We start from the raw sequence: 18,534 nt of genomic DNA, 5'->3' as shown, positions 1-18,534 counted from the left end.
AGCCATGACGGCAATGTTCGAACGCATTTCCGCAACCGCACCGCTGCCGGCCCATCTGCGCGGCGGCGTAGTGGCTATCGGTAATTTCGACGGCGTCCACCGCGGCCACCAGGCGGTGCTCGAACGCGCGCGCGCCGAAGCGGAGCGTCGCGGCGTACCCGCCCTGGTGCTGACCTTCGTACCGCATCCGCGAAAGGTTTTCAGGCCGGACATGCCGTTGTTCGTGCTGACACCGCCGCCGATGAAGGCGCGGCTGTTGTCGCATCTGGGCTTTGCGGCGCTGGTCGAGCAGCCGTTCACACGCGAGTTCGCCTCCTTGTCGGCGGAGGCTTTCGTCACCGGCGTGCTCGAGCGCAAACTCGGCATAAGCCACGCCGTCACCGGCTTCGATTTCCATTTCGGCAAGGACCGCCAGGGCGGTCCGGCCTATCTGATGGCTGCCGGCGAGCGCCACGGCTTCGGCGTCACGCTAGTCGATGCGTTTCGCGACGAAAGCGCCGAGGTGGTGTCGTCGAGCCGCATACGCACGCTGCTGTGCGAGGGCAATGTGGCCGAGGCCGCCGGCTTGCTCGGCTACCGTTTCACCGTCGAGGCGGAGGTGATAGGCGGCCAGCAGCTCGGCCGGACACTCGGCTTTCCGACCGCAAACATGAGGCTTTCGCCGGAAGCCACCCTCAAGGAAGGGATTTATGCCGTCCGCTTCCGCCGCGCCGACGGTTCCCTTCATGATGGCGTCGCCAGCTTCGGCCGCCGGCCGACGGTCGACGACAATGGCGCGCCATTGCTGGAGACCTTCGTCTTCGACTTTTCCGGCGACCTCTATGGCGAGATTTGTGCCGTGTCCTTCTTCGGCTACCTGCGCTCGGAGGTGAAGTTCGACGGGCTTGACGCGCTGGTCGCCCAGATGAAGCGTGACGAGGCCGAGGCGAAGGCACTGCTCGCCGGCGTCAGGCCGCTTTCCGGGCTGGACGCGGCCATAGCTTTTTAGAGCATGGTCCCGAACCGAACGTCAGCGAAGGCAAAAAGTGGGAACCGGTTTTCCGACTAAGATCATGCTCAACCAGAATTTATCTCTTCAGCGCCAGGCCGACGGCAATGAAGGTCCAGCCTTGGAAAATCAGGTCGACGGCCAGGAACAGGCCGAGCACCCACACGCTGTTGAACGGCCAACCCATGGCGATGACCAGTCCCGCCAGCGCGCTGATGACGCCGGCCGTGACGACCCAGCCCCAGCCCGGCTGCGGCCGGTGGCTGTAGCCGACCCAGGCCCTGAGCACGCCTGAGGCAAGCAGCGCGACCGCCAGGAGGAATGTCAGCACCGCCGAGGCCAGCAGCGGATTGTAGAAGGCGAAGAACCCGGCGACGGCGTAGAGAAGGCCGCTGAGCAGCCAATAGAAGAAGCGTCCCCATGTCTTCACGCCGAAGGCATGGATGATCTCGACAATGCCGGCCATCAGCATCAGCCAGCCGACGACATAAACCGAGGCGACGGTTGCGATGAACAGATTGCCGAAAGCAATGCCGCCGAAGATGAGCAGCAGCACCCCGAGCGCAACGAACCATCCCCACTTCGCCCGCGTCTGGCCAATGGCGTCTTTCATGGCATCGCTGTGCACGGTCATTGCCCTTCTCCGTCAAGGTTGCCTAGCTTCTTTGTTCCGAAAGGTAGCGCCGATCGCCTTGCCCGTCCAGCGAGCAGGCTGTGAGCGCCACACTCCCGAGCGATCCGCTTGCCAGACCTTCGCTTTTTATCCGAAGCGGCCAAATACCAGATGGAATATTCGATCGTGTGCAGGGGTGGGCCAGCGCTAAAAGATGACAAGCGGGTTTACGGGCGACCCCCGTCGTCCCGTGTATTCGCCATGGCGCAAGTGAAACGAAAAATTGCCAGCGCTGGCATTGGCCCCTTTATCGATGACGTGCGGCTGCTGCTGTATACCGTTTTCTACGCTTGATGAGGCTGGGGAAGCAAAATGAGCGATATGGACGAACACCGCGATCTGCTGGAGATCAACGCCATCCGCAGGCTGTTGACGTCAAAACCACGAACGGTCCGCTGGGACGAACGCCGGGCACGGCTCGACGAAGTCGGTTCGGTCTGGCCGGTCGCGGAGGACATCCGATGCGAGCATGTGGTTTTCGATGGCCTCGAGGGAGAGTGGTCCCTGGCGCCTGGCAGTGACAGGGATAAGATTCTGCTCTTTTTCCACGGTGGCGGCTACTGCTCCGGCTCTCTTAAAAGTCACGTCGAATGGTGACCGAGGCAGGCCGGGCAATGGGAATGCGCACCCTCGCGATCGCCTATCGACGCGCGCCGGAACATCCTTTCCCTGCGCAACATGAAGACGCACTCACCGCATGGCGCTTTCTGAGGCGGCAGGGCATTGCGCCGGATCGCACCGTGGTTGGGGGAGACAGTGCGGGCGGCAACCTCACCCTGTGCCTGGTCAGTATATTGCGCACGGCAGGCGAGCGGTTGCCGCGATGTCTTTGGCTGTGTTCGCCCTGGACGGACCTTTCGATGTCCGGCGCGACACTATCAACAAAGGACGCAATCGACCCTATCATCCACCGGGCGTATTTGGGGGAACTGGCAACCGCCTATGTTCCCAATGGCGTTGATCGGCGCGATCCGCTGATCTCGCCTTTGTTCGCCGATCTGAGCGGATTTCCCCCAATGCTTATACAAGTCGGTTCGGCCGAGACGCTGTTGTCGGACGCAACTCGGCTCGCGGAAGCCGCTGGCGCGGCTGACGTCAAAGTACGTCTCGAAATTTGGCCGCATATGATTCACGCTTGGCCGGTTTGGAATGCGGGGCTGGGTGCCGGTCGGCGCGCTCTTCACAGCGCGGGCGTGTTTGCCCGCGAATATTTATAACCCCTGCCGAGGCAGCTGCTGGCGCATTCCAAACGTCTTGATCTGGAATCTTGGTGCGCCAGTATAATTCGCTGCAATGCGGAAAACAGCCCGGCCAATGCCGCCAACGTTACGGACATTAAGTCAAATTTTACCGAACTGGCGCCATGGCTTGGATAAAGGCTGATAGTGTTGGTCAACGCGTTCGACATATGGAGTAATGATGCGGTCTGTCCCGACGGTCTTGGCCGCATTCATGCTCGGCACCTGCGGCGTTGCCAAGGCAGGCGAGGGCACCTTCGGCTGGATGTCCGGAGACTGGTACCTGACGGTCGGCGCCACCGGCATGGTTGCCCCGAATTTCGAAGGCGGCAAAAAGTACCTGCTCAGCGCCTCGCCGATCATCTCGCTCGGCAAGGCTGGTCCCGCGGCGCGCTTCACCTCGCGCAACGACAATATCTCGTTGGCATTGATCGACGATGGCGGCATCCGAACCGGCCTGACAGGCAAGTTCCTGTTTTCCCGCGACGGTGGTGACGCCGACGAGTTGAAGGGCCTCGGCCCGGTGCGCTGGGGCGGCGAGGCTGGCGGCTTCTTCGAATTCTATCCTTTGGATTGGCTGCGTGCCCGCGCCGAATTGCGGCATGGCATTCGCGCCCATAACGGCTTTGTCGCCGACATCGCCGCCGACGCCTTTTACGATGTGACGCCCGATGTCAGGATTTCGGGCGGGCCGCGCGTTTCATTCGCCTCATCGGACTATTTCGACGCCTATTACGGCGTTGATGCCGAGGAGTCCCTGGCCTCGGGGCTCAGCGAATATCATCCCGGTGGCGGGGTGAAGTCGGCGGGCCTGGGCGGCGCGGTGACCTGGAAGGTGACCGAGCCGATGACGGCCAGTCTGTTCGGCGAATATTCCCGCCTGATGGGCCCGGCCGGCGATTCCAGCCTGGTCAAGGAGCGCGGCGATCGCAACCAGTTCACGATCGGCGTGTCGACAACCTACCGCTTCGATTTCTCGATGTGAGCGGGCGGGCGTCGGCTCATTTGATCAAACGGCTGTCGAACGGATAATGGTATAGGCCCGCAATCGTAATGCGTGACGCATCGTCATGGGTCGGGTTGAGCAGATAGTTGTTTGCCTTGCGCATTATGATCGAAGGAATTTTCATGAGCGCGTAACGATTGGCCGAGAGAAAGTCCGTGCCCTGTCGCCGGGTCGATTCCATGTCCTTGTCCCAGCCGTCCTGGATAACCGGTTCGGTCATTTCTATTCCGTCCGGAACGTCGATTTCGATAAGCTGGTAGGTTTCCGGAACGGTTTCGCGCGTCGCATGCACCAGTATCTCCAGCAGTGCCGTCGAAGGGTGGTCGGTGCAATAGACGATGGGCATTCCGCGCCTGTTCCATCTTCCATCAACGAGCGTTCCGCCACGACCCGAGAGATCCGCGAAACTGGAGATGCGCCAGATGCGCATCGTCAGGCAAGCATGCCAAAGTCGATACGGATAAGCTCTTCGGAAACGACGTGGGCGCCGGTCTCTGTCTCAAGGAGATCGATCGGCCTTGCACCATCCAATGCTATGATCTCGCTTCTCAGCCAACGCTGGGCTTTCTCATGGCTACCGAATACCCGATCCGCCTGCTCGGCGATGCGTTCAAGGCGCAGGGCGCGGTCGGATTCAGCTGGCGAAAGCGGCTCGGCATGTTCCTTGCGACGCGCCAGCGTGCGGCGGGGGGCAACGATACGATAGAGTTCTTCGCTACTGAAACCCAGACTGCGCAGATGATCGATCTTGTCCGTAGGGACGGAAAAGTCGCGTGTTGCGCGAATTGCCCTTGCTGCGACCGACATGAATTGTTTCCTTGGCACTGCAGGCCATTTGCCTACAAATGTATGCGCAATTGGCACCTAACGCAAGGAAGCATCAGAGTTCGGGCTTTTCAATATCGCCTGTCTCGGTTAAAAGCCCAGCCATGACGAGCTTTTCGCGCCTTCTCGCGACTGCGATACGAATTACAGGCCCGGTGTTCCGGGCGGCTTGACCGCCGCCGGGGCCGCCGGGAATCTTGCGCGCGGCCTCTCGCGCTTTTTCCAGATCATCAACGCATATCGCCCAAAAGTGGGTCCGGTTTTGGGAAGACGATATGCGTCAAAGCGAAGAACTTCAACGCCCGGCTCTTTTGCCGCCGGCAACGCATATGGCAGACGAATGACTGATACCGAGACCGCCGAGACGATCGACTATTCCAAAACGCTCTACCTGCCGCAGACGGATTTCCCGATGCGCGCCGGTTTGCCGGAAAAGGAACCGCTGCTGGTCAAGCGCTGGCAGGACATGGACCTTTACCGCAAGTTGCGCGAAGACGCAGCCGGCCGCGAAAAATACGTGCTGCACGACGGCCCGCCTTACGCCAATGGCAACATCCATATCGGCCACGCGCTGAACAAGATCCTCAAGGACGTCATCACCCGCTCGTTTCAGATGCGCGGCTATGACTCGAACTATGTACCCGGTTGGGATTGCCACGGCCTGCCGATTGAATGGAAGATCGAGGAGCAGTACCGCGCCAAGGGCAAGAACAAGGACGAGGTGCCGGTTAACGAGTTCCGGCAGGAATGCCGTGAGTTTGCGGCGCACTGGATCAAGGTGCAGGGTTCCGAATTCCAGCGCCTCGGCGTCGTCGGCGACTTCGACAATCCCTATACGACGATGGCTTTCCACGCCGAGGCGCGCATCGCCGGCGAGCTGCTGAAATTCGCCATGTCCGGCCAGCTCTATCGCGGCTCCAAGCCGGTGATGTGGAGCGTCGTCGAACGCACCGCGCTGGCCGAGGCGGAGGTCGAATACCAGGACTATGAGTCGGACACGATCTGGGCGAAGTTTCCGGTCGTCAGCCTCGCTCGCCAGGTCATCAACATCGAGGATGGACAGCCAGCCCTGGATCCCAAGCTGACGCAGACGTCGCTCGATCTGCTTGATGCCAGCGTCGTCATCTGGACGACGACGCCGTGGACAATCCCCGGCAACCGCGCCGTCAATTACTCGCCGCGCATCAACTATGGTCTCTATGAGGTTACGGCGGCCGAGAACGCCTTTGGTCCCCAGCCCGGCGAAAAGCTGATCTTTGCCGAGAAACTTGCAGACGACGCTGCCGCGAAGGCCAAGGTCACCCTGAATCGGCTTCGCAACGTTGGCGCCGAAGAGCTTGAAAATCTTACGCTTTCGCATCCCCTCAAAAGTCTGGGTGGCGGCTACGATTTTCCCGTGCCCATGCTCGCCGGCGATCATGTCACCGACGATGCCGGCACCGGATTCGTCCACACCGCGCCGGGACACGGCCGCGAAGACTTTGACGCCTGGATGGATGCCGCCTCTGACCTTCGCCAGCGCGGCATCGACACTGCGATCCCCTTCACCGTTGACGATGCCGGCTTCTTCACCAAGGACGCGCCGGGCTTCGGCCCGCACCGCGAGGGTGGAGCGGCGCGCGTCATCGACGACAATGGCAAGAAGGGCAACGCCAACCAGGCTGTCATCGACGAGCTGATCAAGCGCAACGCGCTGTTCGCGCGCGGCCGCCTGAAGCACTCCTATCCGCATTCCTGGCGCTCGAAGAAGCCGATCATCTTCCGCAACACGCCCCAATGGTTCGTCTATATGGACCAGGAGCTTGGCGACGGCACGACGCTGCGCGGCCGCGCGCTGAAAGCCATCGACGATACCCGCTTCGTGCCCGCCGCCGGCCAGAACCGCATCCGCGCGATGATCGAGGAGCGCCCCGACTGGGTGCTGTCGCGCCAGCGCGCCTGGGGCGTGCCGATCGCCGTCTTTGCCGATGCCGACGGCAACGTGCTGCGCGACGAGGCAGTCAACCAGCGCATCATGGACGCCTTCGAGAAAGAAGGCGCCGACGCCTGGTTCGCCGCCGGCGCCAAGGAGCGGTTCCTCGGCAATCACGATGCCTCGAAATGGCAGCAGGTCATGGACATCCTCGATGTCTGGTTCGATTCAGGCTCGACGCATGCCTTCACGCTTGAGGACCGGCCCGACCTGAAATGGCCGGCCGACCTCTATCTCGAAGGCTCCGATCAGCATCGCGGCTGGTTCCACTCCTCGCTGCTCGAAAGCTGCGGCACCAGGGGCAGGGCGCCCTATGACACCGTCGTCACCCATGGCTTCACCATGGATGAGGAGGGGCGGAAAATGTCGAAGTCGCTCGGCAACACCGTCGTGCCGCAGGACGTCATCAAGCAGTCCGGCGCCGACATCTTGCGGCTGTGGGTGGTGACGACCGATTATTGGGAAGACCAGCGGCTCGGCAAGAACGTGCTGCAGACCAATATCGACGCCTACCGCAAGCTGCGCAACACCATCCGCTGGATGCTGGGCACACTCGCCCATGACGACGGCGAGGAGGTGCCGCTGGACAAGATGCCGGAGCTGGAGCGGCTGATGCTGCACCGGCTCGCCGAACTCGATGAAGTCGTACGCTCGGGCTACGACGCGTTCGAATTCAAGCGCATCACCCGCGCGCTGCTCGACTTCATGGTGGTCGAGCTATCGGCCTTCTATTTCGACATCCGCAAGGACGCGCTTTACTGCGAAGCGCCTTCCAGCGTGAAGCGCAAGGCTTCCGTGCAGGTGGTGCGCCATCTCTTCGACTGCCTGGTGAAATGGCTGGCGCCGATGCTGCCCTTCACTATGGAAGAGGCTTGGCTCGACCGTCATCCGGATGCGGTCTCCGTGCATCTCGACCAGTTCCCGAAAATCCCGGCGGACTGGAAGGACGAGGCGCTGGCGGAGAAGTGGCGCAAGGTGCGGCAGGTCCGCCGTGTCGTCACCGGCGCGCTGGAAATCGCCCGCGCGCAGAAGGTCATCGGCTCTTCGCTGGAAGCGGTGCCGGTCGTCACCCTCGACGATGCCGCGCTCGAAGCGTCGATCGCCGATGTCGATATGGCCGAGATGGCGATCACCAGCGATCTGGTAATCGTGCACGGCAAGGCGTCGGCGGGCAGCTTTACCCTCGACGACATCAAGGGCGTCGCCGTGGTCGTCGAGAAGGCGGAGGACCGTGGCCTGGTGAAGTGCGCGCGCTCCTGGCGCTACACCGCCGATGTCGGCTCAGATCCGGAATTCCCGGATGTTTCGGCCCGTGACGCCGCTGTCCTGCATGAACTCAAGGCTTTGAGCCGCCTCTAAGGCGGTGCACAAATGCCACGGCGGGCGGCCGATCGGCCCCGGCGCGTTGCCCTTAACGAGTGGTTGAGGTAAACACGCGAAACTCCGGACGACAAATTGTCGCCGGAATTCCGTCGGAAGAGCATAGGCGACGGGGACCGGACCTTTCTTTGGCCGGCGGCAATCGAGAGGCTGTCTACAGTGGGACTTTTTGGCATGACCGAGAGAACTTACGCGCGCGTTGCGCTGCTGGCGCCGCTTGTCGTATCGGGCCTTGCCTTGTCCGGCTGCATGGGCTCGCCCACTTACGGGACCGACAAGCCTGCTGCCTCGCAGCTTGCCGACGACCTCACGGGGGCTTTTTCCTTCGCACCCAAGCGCAAGAACAACATCGACTACAAGCCGCGCCCCACGCTGGTGAAGCCAGGGCCGGGGCAGAAGGAAGTCTTGCCGCCGCCCCAGGAAAGCATCGAAACGGCAAGTGCTGAATGGCCCGAATCGCCGGAGCAGCGCCGTGCCCGCCTGCGCGCCGATGCCACCCTGCATCAGGACGACCCGGCCTACCAGGCGCAGATTGTCGATGACGTGCAGACCGACCCGGTGGCCGTCAAGGCCGCGATGGCGCAGTCGGCTTCGAGCCATCCGCCGGCCTGGACTCCAGCGGATTCGGACAAGGGCCGCGCCGCGGAAGTCAAGCGCCGTCTGGCTGAAGGCAAACAGGGCGACCCGACCACCCGCAGATATCTGAGCGAGCCGCCGGTGCAATACCGCGCCGCCGCCCCCACCGCGCCGGTGGATGACCTCGGCGAGGATGAGTACAAGAAGGAACGCCGCCTCAAGAAGGAGGCGGCCGCCAAGAGCAAGAGCGGCGGCATGTTCGACTGGCTGCCCTGGTAGCCTGACAGCGCCAGAGACGTTCTTGCCTGGATTGGCTGACTTGGATTTGGACCGTCTGCCGGACCAGAAAATCAGGGTCCGCGTCGCTCGCGAAAAAAGTCTTTCAGCAGCACTGCTGCAGCGTTCTCGGCCATGCCCGGATAGATGTCGGGCACATGGTGGCAGGTCGGTGACGTGAAGAAGCGAACGCCGTTGACCACTGCGCCGCCCTTCTCGTCGGCAGCGCCGAAATAGAGCCGGCGCAACCTGGCGAAGGAGATGGCGCCGGCGCACATGGCGCACGGCTCCAGCGTCACATAGAGATCGTGGCCGCTGAGCCGCTCGCTGGAAAGCTTGCGGCAGGCTTCGCGGATTGCCAGCATCTCGGCATGAGCGGTGGGATCGGCGAACTCGCGGGTGCGGTTGCCGGCACTCGCAACGACCGTATCGCCGCCGACGACGACCGCGCCAACCGGCACCTCGCCACGCTGGGCGGCGGCTTCGGCCTCTTTCAGCGCCAGCGCCATGAAATCCTGCCGCCTCACGCGGTTTCCATTCCGATTATCTCCTCGCCACTAGAGCGCGATCCTGTTACTACCCGCGCAAACGAGCAAAGGCCACATGGACGACAAAAATAAGAAATTCCCGCGCAAGGCCGGCCCGAAGCCGGCAGGGCCGCGCGGTCGCGATAGCGCTCCCGGCAAGGGCGGCAAGCCGTCCTTCGGCGCCAAAAGAACCTACACTCCGCGCGGCGATCGGCCGGCGGCCGAAGGCGAACGGCCGAAGCACGACTTCAAAGGCGACCGGCCATTCAGCAAAGGGCCGCGTCCGGAAGGCAAGCCTTATGAACAGCGCGAGGGTCCACGCAAGCCGTACGCACCGCGCGGCGACCGGCCAGCGGCGACTGAAGGCGAACCGCCGAAGCGCGACTTCAAGGGCGGCGACCGGCCGTTCAGCAAAGGGCCGCGTCCGGAAGGCAAGCCTTATGAACAGCGCGAGGGCCCACGCAAGCCGTACGCACCGCGCGGCGACCGGCCGGCCGCTGCCGAAGGCGAGCACGGTGAAAGGCGCTTCGACCGTCCCAAGCGTGACTTCGGCGATCGTCCTAAGCGTGATTTTGGCGGCGATCGGCCGCAAGGTGCACAAACGGCACGGGCGGCGTCGGACGGCGGCTTCAGGCCGCGCCCGCGTCGCGTCGAGGTAACGGAAGAAGCCGGCGAACGCATTGCCAAGCGGCTGGCGCGTGCCGGCCTGGCCTCGCGCCGCGACGCCGAGGAACTGATTGCGGCCGGTCGCGTCAAGGTCAATGGCAAGGTGTTGTCCTCGCCGGCCTTCAACGTGATGCCCGGCGACATCATCCATCTCGACGGCATGGAGATCCCGCCGATCGAGCGCACCAGGCTGTTCCTGTTCCACAAACCGGCCGGCGTGGTCACCACCAACCGCGATCCCGAAGGCCGCAAGACCGTCTTCGATGTGCTGCCCCCCGGGCTGCCGCGGCTGATGACCATCGGCCGGCTCGACATCAACACCGAAGGCCTCCTGCTGCTCACCAATGATGGCGGCCTGTCGCGCGTCCTCGAACTGCCGGCCACCGGCTGGCTCAGGCGCTACCGCGTGCGCGTCCACGGCAAAGTCGAGGAAAGCGCGCTTGCTGGCCTGCGCGAAGGCCTTGCCGTCGACGGCATCTTTTATGGCGCCATCGAAGCGACGCTCGACCGCGAGCAGGGCTCGAACGCCTGGCTGACACTCGGCCTACGCGAAGGCAAGAACCGCGAGGTCAGGAACATCCTGGGCTCGCTCGGTCTCGACGTGACGCGGCTGATCCGCATTTCCTACGGGCCGTTCCAGCTTGATGATTTGCCGGAAGGTCATGTGCTGGAGATCAAGGGCCGCGTGCTGCGCGACCAACTCGGCGAGCGTCTGGTGGAAGAGTCCGGCGCCAATTTCGACGCCGATATCGCCAAGCCGTTTTCCAACAAGCCGGTCAGGCGTGAGCGGGAGGAGGAGCCCGAGCGGCCGAAATTCACCCGCGACGGCGAACGCCGGCCGATCGGCGAGGGCGGCCTGATCAAGAACCGCAAGCGTCGCGAAGGCAGCCGCGACGAAGCGCTCGGCAAGCTGTCGACAAGCCCCGACAGGAGCTTTGGGCCGAAAAAGAGCTTTGGCGAGCGTGGCCCCAGACCTGAACGCAGCGACTTCGGGGACAAACCCCGTGGCGACAAGCCGCGTGGCGGCTTCGGTGGGAAGAAGTCCGAACGCGAGCAGCGGCCGATCGAGCCGCCGGGCCAGCGCAAGGCCAATGTCTGGATGGCGCCGGGCGCACGGCCGATCGGCAAGGGCAGGGCGGAGGCAGACGCCGCCAAGGCGGCAGAAAACAAGGCGCGCAAGGCCTCGTTCAAGCCGTCTTACGGCAAGCCCGGCGGCAAGCCGCAAGGCGGCGGTGCAAAGCCGTTCGGCAAGCCGCGCGGCGAACGTCCGGACAGCGGTCGCGACCGGCCGCGTGGCGGCCCGAAGGGAAGCAATGCGGATCGTCGGCGGTGAGTTTCGCGGGCGTCCGCTGGCGACGCCCCGCACCTTTGCCATCCGCCCGACGACCGACCGCACGCGTGAGGCGGTCTTCAACGTGCTGGCGCATCGCTTTCCCGAAAAACTGGACGGCGCGCGCGTGCTCGACCTGTTCGCCGGCACCGGCGCGCTCGGCCTCGAAGCGCTGTCGCGCGCCGCCTCCTACGCTGTCTTCATCGAGGAATCCGCCGAGGGGCGCGGCCTGATCCGCACCAATGTCGAGGCCTTCGGCCTCACCGGCCGCACCAAGATATTCCGCCGCGACGCGACGGCCCTGGGCGAGGCGGGCACCATCGCCGCATTCGGCCTGGTCTTTGCCGATCCGCCCTATGGCAAAGGGCTTGGCGAACGCGCCTTGCGCTCGGCCAAGGCCGGCGGCTGGCTCGCCCCCGGCGCGCTCTGCGTCGTCGAGGAAGCGACGGCGGCGCCGTTCGAGGCAGGGCCGGGCTTCTCGGTTGTCGACGAGCGCAACTATGGCGAGACGGTCATCCGGTTTATCGAGGCCGCCTGAGTTCGGTGTCCGCGATGGCGCCTTCAAAATGACGCACAATTCGCTTTGCCTCGACCAGCAACCCCGCCTATCGTCCGACCACCAAACCGGAGCCATCTATGACATTTCAGGCTGAATGGCTGCGCGGAACGCTCTTGGGGCTGGCTCTGGTGATGGCCGCGCCGGCTCTGGCGGGCAACAATCCCGACGACGGCGTCGTGACCGATTTCCTGCTCGACAACGGCATGGAGGTCGTCGTCATCCCCGATCACCGCGCCCCGATCGTCACCCATATGGTCTGGTACAAGATCGGCAGCGCCGACGAGCCGCCGGGCAAGTCCGGCATCGCCCATTTCTTCGAGCATCTGATGTTCAAGGCGACCAGCAACCATGCGGCGGGCGAGCTCGACCGCGCCGTCGCCGCCATCGGCGGCTCGGACAACGCCTTTACCTCCTACGACTACACCGCCTTTCACGAGACGGTGGTGCCGCAGGCGCTCGGTGAGATGATGGGCTTCGAGGCTGACCGCATGCGCAATCTCATCCTCAACGACGATGTCATCAAGACCGAGCGCGACGTCATCCTCGAGGAGCGCCGCTCTCGCATCGACTCCAATCCGCAGGCGGTGCTCGACGAGGAAGTCGACGCCACGCTGTGGCAGAACCAGCCCTACCGCATCCCGGTCATCGGCTGGATGCAGGAGATGGAGAAGCTGAACCGCACCGACGCGATGGCCTTCTACAACAAATACTATACACCCAATAACGCCGTGCTGGTGGTGGCGGGCGATGTCGAGCCGGAAACGGTCAAGGCGCTGGCCGAAAAGACCTATGGCAAGGTCGCGCGCGGCCCGGATCTGCCGCCGCGCATCCGCCCGGTCGAGCCGGAACAGAACACCAGGCGTACGGTGACGCTGACCGACGGGCGCGTCAGCGTGCCGAGCTTTACCACGCAATGGGTGGTCCCGTCCTATCACACGGCAAAGCCGGGCGAGGCCGAAGCGCTCGACGTGCTGTCCGAAATCCTCGGCGGCGGCAACCGCAGCCGGCTCTACCAGGAGCTTGTCGTCAGGCAAGGCATCGCCGCGGCGGCCGGCGCCTTCTTCCAGGGCACCATGCTCGACGACACCAATTTCACCGTCTACGGCGCGCCGCGCGGCGATGCCAAGCTTGCCGACGTCGAGGCCGCGGTCGACGCCGAGATCGCCCGCATCGCCAAAGACGGCGTCACCAGCGACGAGCTGGAAAAATCCAAGGACCGTTTCGTCCGCTCGATGATCTTCGCCCGCGACAAGCAGGAGGACATGGCCAACATCTATGGCTCGACGCTCGCCACCGGCGGCAACGTCCAGGACGTTCAGCAATGGCCGGACCGCATCCGCAAGGTCACCGCCGACCAGGTCAAGGAAGTCGCTGCCCGCTATCTCAATCTCGACCACGCAACGACCGGCTATCTTCTGCCGCAAACCCAAGCTGGGAATTGATGTGATGATGAGCCAGCATGGTCCCGCTCTGCCTTCTCCCCTCGCGGGCTCCTCCCCTTCTCCCACAAAGGGAGAAGGGAAGCGCCAGCACGCCGGCCCGCTTCTAGCAACCCTCATACTCTCCCTCGTCTTCCTCGTCCTGCCGGCGCTTTCCGCCCGTGCTGCCATGAACATCCAGGAGGTGACCTCGTCGAAGGGCATTACCGCCTGGCTGGTGGAGGATTATTCGGTGCCGATCGTCGCCATCCGCTTCGTTTTCGATGGCGGCGCGACGCAGGATCCGCCCGGTAAGGAAGGGCTTGCCAATCTGATGAGCGGCCTGTTCGACGAAGGTGCCGGCAACCTCGACAGCGAGGCCTTCCAGATCAAGCTCGACGAGGTCGGCGCCGAGATGAGCTTCGATGCGCAGCGCGATGGCATTTACGGTTCGATGCGCATGCTGGCCGACCAGCGCGACGGCGCCTTCGACCTGCTGCGCGTGGCGGTCAACCAGCCGCGCTTCGACCAGGTGCCGATCGACCGCATCCGCGCGCAAATCCTGTCCGGCATCATCGCCAGCGAGCGCGATCCCGATACGCTCGCCCAACGCAAATGGCTGGACGCGATCTACGGCAGGCATCCCTATGCGCGGCCCGACCAGGGCACCAGGCAGAGCATCGCGACGATCACGCCGGCCGATCTCAGCGCCTTCCACAAGGCAAATTTCGCCCGCGACGGCCTGCATGTCGCGGTGGTCGGCGCCATCGATGCCGAGACGCTGAAGCAGAAGCTCGACCTGGTGTTCGGCAGCTTGCCGGAAAAGCAGGCGCTGACGCCCGTTCCCGACATCGACCTGAAGCTTGGTCAGCAGCTCGAGGTCGTGTACGACCAGCCGCAGGCCTCGCTGCAACTCGCCTATCCCGGGGTGAAGCGGAATGCGCCGGACTTCTTCGCCGCGGTGCTGATGAACGAGATCCTCGGCGGCGGCACCTTCACCTCGCGGCTGTTCGACGAGGTGCGCGAAAAGCGCGGCCTAGCCTACAGCGTCAGCTCCGACCTCGTCGACCACCAGCATTCCGAGGCGCTGTCCATCACCACCTCGACCCGCGCCGACAGGGCGGCCGAGACGCTGGCCGTGGTACGCGACGTGGTCAAGCGTATGGCCGAGGAGGGGCCGACCGAAGCCGAGCTGGCGGCGACCAAGAAATACATGATCGGCGCCTATGCCATCAACAATCTGAATTCCTCGGGCGCGATCGCCTCAACGCTGGTCGAGATCCAGCTCGGCAAGCTCGGCATCGACTACATGCAGCGCCGCGCCGCCCTGATCAACGCTGTGACGCAGGACCAGGTGAAAGCGGTGGCGAAAAAGCTGCTCTCCGCCGAGCCGGCCGTCATGGTGGTCGGGCCGAAGCTGGGCGCGGCCAACAAGGGATGAGCCCTAGCTTCGGCATCGCCTTTGGCGGCGGCGGCGCGCGCGGGCTGGCGCATATCCATGTTATCGAGGCGCTTGACGAGTTGGGCATCAGGCCGGCGGCAATCGCCGGCTCGTCGATCGGCGCCATCATGGGCGCCGGCATGGCCTCTGGTATGACCGGCAAGGACATCCACGACTATGCGCGCTCGATCCTCGGCCGGCGCGCCGAGGTGGCGACGCGCATGTGGCGGGCGCGGCCCGGCACTTTTGCCGAGGCAATGCACGGCGGCCTGCGGGTCAGCCAGTTCAATGTCGAGCGCATCCTCAAGGCGTTCCTGCCCGATGCCATTCCCGAGACCTTCGCCGAACTCAAAATACCGCTGAAGGTGACGGCAACGGATTTTTATGGCCACAAGCTCGCGGTGTTGGCCGAAGGCGAACTGCCTTCGGCGCTGGCCGCCTCGGCGGCGATTCCGGCGGTGTTCCGCCCGGTGATGCGCGACGGCAGGATGCTGATCGACGGCGGCATCTACAATCCTGTGCCATTCGACCTGATCGAGCTCGACGCCGACATCATCATTGCCGTCGACGTGGTCGGCGCGCCGACCGAGGCGGGCCGCAAATTCCCGACCTCCGTCGACCTGATGTTCGGCGCCACGCAGCTGATGATGCAGTCGATCATCGCCAGCAAGCTGAACCAGAGCCGGCCCGACATATTGGTCCGGCCGGCGGTGTCGAAATACCGGGTGCTCGACTTCATGAAGATCGAGGCGCTGATGGCCGAGACGGTTGCGATCAAGGACGAGCTGAAGCGCGAGGTGGAGCAGGCGCTGAAGGCGAGGGAAGACGCTGCGGTCGAGGGCAGGCAGCGGACGGTGTAGGGAAGCTGCCAATCTCCCCCCTTGAGGGGGAGATGTCGCCGAAGGCGACAGAGGGGGTCGTCTCGCGTAATGCGCCACTGCCGCAAGAGAGGAGTGCCGCGCCCGGTCGAACCGACCCCCTCTGCCCTGCCGGGCATCTCCCCCTCGAGGGGGGAGATTGGCTGATCACGCCATCCCGGCCGCATACTCCAGCGCCACCACGCCGTTGCTGAATTGCGTGGCCGAGATCAGCTCGAGCGGCAATTGCGCGCCGGGCGGGAACAGCAGCTTGCCCTGGCCGACGGCACCGGGGTAGCTGAGCAGCCTGATGCGGTCGACCAGGCCGTTGCGCAGCAATTCCTGCGCAACGCTGAGGCTGCCATGCACATAGATGTTGCCGCCGCTGCCTTGCTTCAGCCCTCTGACCGCTTCCGGCAACGCGCCCTGCAGCAGCTCGGCCGGCTGCCAGTCGAGCGCCGTCAAGCTGGTCGAGGCGATATATTTCGGCAGCGCGTTGAACCGGTCGGCGAAATCTCCGGTCTCCTTGGGCCACGAGCCGGCAAAGATCTCATAGGTCGTGCGTCCCAAAAGCATGGCGCCGCTGTCGGCAAGCTCGTCGTCCTTGAACTTTTGCATCTCATCGTTCCAGGCCACGCTCGGCAGCTTCTCGACCTCGGCAATGCCATCGACGCTGATGAATTCGGTGATGATGAGTTTTCTCATGGCGGGTTCCTTCTGTCGGGACGGCCGTGCGGGTCTTGTGCGAACTGTACCGTCACCTAGCGCGGCGTTTTTTCAGGGGGAGGGCTTTCCCTGTTCAGATTCGATCTGCAATGACCGCCCCCGCTGAGTAATACCAGTTTCCTGGCCAGTATCCGCGCCACGTCGAAGCATGCGTGGGCGACTGGATCATCTACTATGAGCCCAGCAAGGTAGAAGAGAGCCGTAGCTATTTCGCTGTGGCTAAGTCCAACAGCTTATCGACGATCGTGCGGGTCACGGGCTGCCTGCAGGCTGGCAATACCGGCTTTCAGCAGTCCTTCGCGGATGTGCTGCACATCGGACTCCTGGGCATAGTGCAGGGTCGCGATGAATGAATCGAGGTCGAATTGGGGATCGAGCGTTCTGATCTTGCCGAGATGCGCCGCGGCCGCGATTTCGTCGCCCAGCCAGCCGTAGCAGGCAGCGGCGAAGGCGTGCTGAGCCGCGTCCATGGTTGACAGATGCATGAAAGCTTCGATCGCCTCGCCATACTGGCGCGCGGCGAAATGCGCCTTTCCCAGATGGCTCCAGAACCTCTCCGGGTGGTGCGGGTTCAACTGCATGGCCTTGCGGATCCATTCAATTCCCTCTTCCGGCCTCCCGAGCCACGTCAATAACTCGCCTTGCTGCACCACCACGAGGTCGTAATTGGGATTGAGGGCCAGCGCCCGCTCTTGATGGTAGCGCGCTGTGGTCAGCTCATTGTTGTTCACATTCACTGCCGCGAGAATGCGGTGGACATCGGCATCGTTGTTGTCCAGCGCCAGCGCCCTGTCCAGCGCCGCCATGATGCTGCTCCAGATGGCATCCCTGTCTTCGCACCAGTTATGGACCCAGGCCTGGCCAAGAATGCAGGCCCGCCAGGCATGGGCATGGGCATAATCGGGGTCGAGCGCGACGGCCCTTTCTATCAAGGTTCGCGCGCGTTCATTATCCGCAATTGTGCTTCGGTGATGCAGCACCTTGGCAGCAAGCACACATTCATACGCGGCCATGTTTGCAGGTTTCGCCCGCGCGAGCTGGTCGCGCTGAGCCGCCTCGACACGACCGGGCAGCGTGGCTGCGATCGCCGCCGTCACCTCATCCTGAATCGCGAATATGTCGACCAGCTTCCGGTCATACTTGTCTGCCCAGATATGAGCGTCATTCGCCGTGTCGATGAGCTGAACCGTCACGCGCACCCTCTCGCCGATCTTGCGGACGCTTCCCTCCACCAGATATTGAACCTCGAGTTTCTCGGCCACCTCGCGCACATTCACGGCGCGGTTCTTGTAGACGAAGCTGGAATTGCGCGAGATGACGAACAACTCATGGTGGCGGGACAGTTCGGTGATGATGTCCTCGGTCAGTCCGTCCGCGAAAAATTCCTGCTCGGGGTCGCCGCTCATGTTGGTGAATGGCAGCACCACTATCGAAGGTTTCGAGATGGATCGCTTTGCCTCGACCTCCGGCAGGACAGGGCTGTCAAGCCCGATGCGATAGAGGCGAACCGGGCGGCTGATGTTTTTCAACGTCTTCTCGCCCAGGTCCTCCATGGCAATTTCGAGACGGTCGGCAATTTGCGTCGCCACCGCTGCGGTCACGCAGATGCCGCCGACGTCGGCGAGTTGCTCGATGCGCGAGGCAATATTGACGCCGTCGCCGAAAATGTCCTCATCGTCGAAAATGATGTCGCCGAGATTTATGCCGATCCTGAACTCGATACGCCGTTCTTGCGGCACATCCGAATTGCGCCGTTTCATGCGCTGTTGGATTTCCACGGCGCATTTCACGGCATCGGTCACGCTCTGGAACTCAACGAGCATGCCGTCTCCGGTGGTCTTGATGATCCGGCCCTTGTTCTTGGCAATGGCGGGATCGACCAGTTCTATGCGATGGGTCCGAAGGCGTGCGAGCGTGCCGGATTCGTCGGCCTCCATTAGCCGGCTGTAGCCCGCCATATCGGCAGCCAGAATTGCGGCTAGTCTCTGTTCCATCGCTGAACCAAAAACCAAGCCTACGCTTCCTGGGCCGCCAAATCCAGCAATTTGGGCTTGTGGCTGAAGTCCTCCTACTGCA

The 18,534-nt window shown here is 63.4% G+C and carries 15 protein-coding genes and 1 pseudogene; 10 read left to right on the top strand and 6 right to left on the bottom strand.

Annotated elements, in window-relative coordinates; genetic code table 11:
* Window positions 1-4: 4 nt before the first annotated feature.
* On the top strand, window positions 5-988 hold the full coding sequence (locus NKH80_RS24335) for a bifunctional riboflavin kinase/FAD synthetase (RefSeq protein WP_352994032.1): 984 nt from the start codon (window positions 5-7) through the stop codon (window positions 986-988).
* Window positions 989-1,067: 79 nt separating this feature from the next.
* Here the strand turns inward: NKH80_RS24335 and NKH80_RS24330 are convergent, their stop codons facing one another.
* The gene (locus tag NKH80_RS24330) at window positions 1,068-1,622 is read right to left on the bottom strand and encodes an HdeD family acid-resistance protein (RefSeq protein WP_254817426.1); all 555 of its coding nucleotides are present in this window, start codon (window positions 1,620-1,622) and stop codon (window positions 1,068-1,070) included.
* Window positions 1,623-1,973: 351 nt separating this feature from the next.
* Here NKH80_RS24330 and NKH80_RS24325 point away from each other — a divergent pair.
* Window positions 1,974-2,878: pseudogene (locus NKH80_RS24325) on the top strand (alpha/beta hydrolase).
* Between the two features lie 199 nt (window positions 2,879-3,077).
* The gene (locus NKH80_RS24320) at window positions 3,078-3,884 is read left to right on the top strand and encodes a MipA/OmpV family protein (RefSeq protein ID WP_502899876.1); all 807 of its coding nucleotides are present in this window, start codon (window positions 3,078-3,080) and stop codon (window positions 3,882-3,884) included.
* A gap of 16 nt (window positions 3,885-3,900) precedes the next feature.
* Here NKH80_RS24320 and NKH80_RS24315 read toward each other — a convergent pair whose 3' ends face one another.
* Entirely contained in the window at window positions 3,901-4,335 is a 435-nt protein-coding gene (locus tag NKH80_RS24315; protein WP_352479905.1) for an RES family NAD+ phosphorylase, read from the bottom strand.
* A gap of 2 nt (window positions 4,336-4,337) precedes the next feature.
* Complete coding sequence (locus tag NKH80_RS24310) at window positions 4,338-4,712, bottom strand: Xre family toxin-antitoxin system antitoxin (protein WP_352479906.1); 375 nt, start codon at window positions 4,710-4,712, stop codon at window positions 4,338-4,340.
* 358 nt (window positions 4,713-5,070) lie between these two features.
* On the opposite strand from NKH80_RS24310, the gene ileS reads away from it, so the two are divergent.
* Together ileS and NKH80_RS24300 are read left to right on the top strand one after the other, a co-directional pair.
* On the top strand, window positions 5,071-8,061 hold the full coding sequence (gene ileS, locus NKH80_RS24305) for an isoleucine--tRNA ligase (protein ID WP_352994028.1): 2,991 nt from the start codon (window positions 5,071-5,073) through the stop codon (window positions 8,059-8,061).
* A gap of 195 nt (window positions 8,062-8,256) precedes the next feature.
* On the top strand, window positions 8,257-8,937 hold the full coding sequence (locus tag NKH80_RS24300) for a hypothetical protein (RefSeq protein ID WP_352649680.1): 681 nt from the start codon (window positions 8,257-8,259) through the stop codon (window positions 8,935-8,937).
* A gap of 71 nt (window positions 8,938-9,008) precedes the next feature.
* On the opposite strand, the gene NKH80_RS24295 is transcribed toward NKH80_RS24300, so the two are convergent.
* A complete protein-coding gene (locus NKH80_RS24295; protein WP_352739164.1) occupies window positions 9,009-9,461 on the bottom strand; it encodes a nucleoside deaminase in 453 nt (150 codons plus the stop codon).
* Between the two features lie 76 nt (window positions 9,462-9,537).
* Between NKH80_RS24295 and NKH80_RS24290 the strand changes: the two genes are divergently transcribed.
* The 5 genes from NKH80_RS24290 to NKH80_RS24270 all read left to right on the top strand — a co-directional run bounded on the left by NKH80_RS24290 (window position 9,538) and on the right by NKH80_RS24270 (window position 15,735).
* The gene (locus NKH80_RS24290; RefSeq protein WP_352994025.1) at window positions 9,538-11,460 is read left to right on the top strand and encodes a pseudouridine synthase; all 1,923 of its coding nucleotides are present in this window, start codon (window positions 9,538-9,540) and stop codon (window positions 11,458-11,460) included.
* Window positions 11,441-11,995 carry a 16S rRNA (guanine(966)-N(2))-methyltransferase RsmD gene (gene rsmD, locus NKH80_RS24285; RefSeq protein WP_352994023.1) on the top strand — a complete coding sequence of 185 codons (555 nt, stop codon included), beginning with the start codon at window positions 11,441-11,443 and terminating at the stop codon, window positions 11,993-11,995. The genes NKH80_RS24290 and rsmD overlap by 20 nt, the downstream gene beginning before the upstream one ends.
* Window positions 11,996-12,093: 98 nt before the next feature.
* Window positions 12,094-13,458, top strand: a complete 1,365-nt coding sequence (locus NKH80_RS24280; protein WP_352994021.1) for a M16 family metallopeptidase — start codon at window positions 12,094-12,096, stop codon at window positions 13,456-13,458.
* 166 nt (window positions 13,459-13,624) lie between these two features.
* The gene (locus tag NKH80_RS24275; RefSeq protein ID WP_502900993.1) at window positions 13,625-14,875 is read left to right on the top strand and encodes a M16 family metallopeptidase; all 1,251 of its coding nucleotides are present in this window, start codon (window positions 13,625-13,627) and stop codon (window positions 14,873-14,875) included.
* The gene (locus NKH80_RS24270) at window positions 14,872-15,735 is read left to right on the top strand and encodes a patatin-like phospholipase family protein (RefSeq protein ID WP_352994016.1); all 864 of its coding nucleotides are present in this window, start codon (window positions 14,872-14,874) and stop codon (window positions 15,733-15,735) included. The genes NKH80_RS24275 and NKH80_RS24270 overlap by 4 nt, the downstream gene beginning before the upstream one ends.
* Window positions 15,736-15,900: 165 nt before the next feature.
* On the opposite strand, the gene NKH80_RS24265 is transcribed toward NKH80_RS24270, so the two are convergent.
* Together NKH80_RS24265 and NKH80_RS24255 are read right to left on the bottom strand one after the other, a co-directional pair.
* Window positions 15,901-16,437, bottom strand: a complete 537-nt coding sequence (locus NKH80_RS24265; protein WP_352994014.1) for a dihydrofolate reductase family protein — start codon at window positions 16,435-16,437, stop codon at window positions 15,901-15,903.
* Between the two features lie 254 nt (window positions 16,438-16,691).
* Window positions 16,692-18,452: an adenylate/guanylate cyclase domain-containing protein gene (locus NKH80_RS24255; RefSeq protein ID WP_352994055.1), complete on the bottom strand. Its 1,761-nt coding sequence runs from the start codon at window positions 18,450-18,452 to the stop codon at window positions 16,692-16,694.
* Window positions 18,453-18,534: the final 82 nt, after the last annotated feature.

Origin of the sequence: Mesorhizobium sp. M0904 (assembly GCF_040319475.1) — a bacterium.
Taxonomy (GTDB): Bacteria; Pseudomonadota; Alphaproteobacteria; order Rhizobiales; family Rhizobiaceae; genus Mesorhizobium.
The sequence above is the reverse complement of the archived record's forward strand: the minus strand, read 5'-3'. Positions and strand labels throughout refer to the sequence as shown.

Bases quoted from the DNA above. Each gene is read 5' to 3' on its own strand.
- NKH80_RS24335 (WP_352994032.1), top strand. From the start codon at position 5: ATGACGGCAATGTTCGAACGCATTTCCGCAACCGCACCGCTGCCGGCC.
- NKH80_RS24270 (WP_352994016.1), top strand. From the start codon at position 14,872: ATGAGCCCTAGCTTCGGCATCGCCTTTGGCGGCGGCGGCGCGCGCGGG.
- NKH80_RS24310 (WP_352479906.1), bottom strand. From the start codon at position 4,712: ATGTCGGTCGCAGCAAGGGCAATTCGCGCAACACGCGACTTTTCCGTC.
- NKH80_RS24320 (WP_502899876.1), top strand. From the start codon at position 3,078: ATGATGCGGTCTGTCCCGACGGTCTTGGCCGCATTCATGCTCGGCACC.
- NKH80_RS24330 (WP_254817426.1), bottom strand. From the start codon at position 1,622: ATGACCGTGCACAGCGATGCCATGAAAGACGCCATTGGCCAGACGCGG.
- NKH80_RS24280 (WP_352994021.1), top strand. From the start codon at position 12,094: ATGACATTTCAGGCTGAATGGCTGCGCGGAACGCTCTTGGGGCTGGCT.
- NKH80_RS24300 (WP_352649680.1), top strand. From the start codon at position 8,257: ATGACCGAGAGAACTTACGCGCGCGTTGCGCTGCTGGCGCCGCTTGTC.
- rsmD (WP_352994023.1), top strand. From the start codon at position 11,441: ATGCGGATCGTCGGCGGTGAGTTTCGCGGGCGTCCGCTGGCGACGCCC.
- NKH80_RS24275 (WP_502900993.1), top strand. From the start codon at position 13,625: ATGAACATCCAGGAGGTGACCTCGTCGAAGGGCATTACCGCCTGGCTG.
- NKH80_RS24315 (WP_352479905.1), bottom strand. From the start codon at position 4,335: ATGCGCATCTGGCGCATCTCCAGTTTCGCGGATCTCTCGGGTCGTGGC.
- NKH80_RS24255 (WP_352994055.1), bottom strand. From the start codon at position 18,452: ATGGAACAGAGACTAGCCGCAATTCTGGCTGCCGATATGGCGGGCTAC.
- NKH80_RS24290 (WP_352994025.1), top strand. From the start codon at position 9,538: ATGGACGACAAAAATAAGAAATTCCCGCGCAAGGCCGGCCCGAAGCCG.
- NKH80_RS24265 (WP_352994014.1), bottom strand. From the start codon at position 16,437: ATGAGAAAACTCATCATCACCGAATTCATCAGCGTCGATGGCATTGCC.
- ileS (WP_352994028.1), top strand. From the start codon at position 5,071: ATGACTGATACCGAGACCGCCGAGACGATCGACTATTCCAAAACGCTC.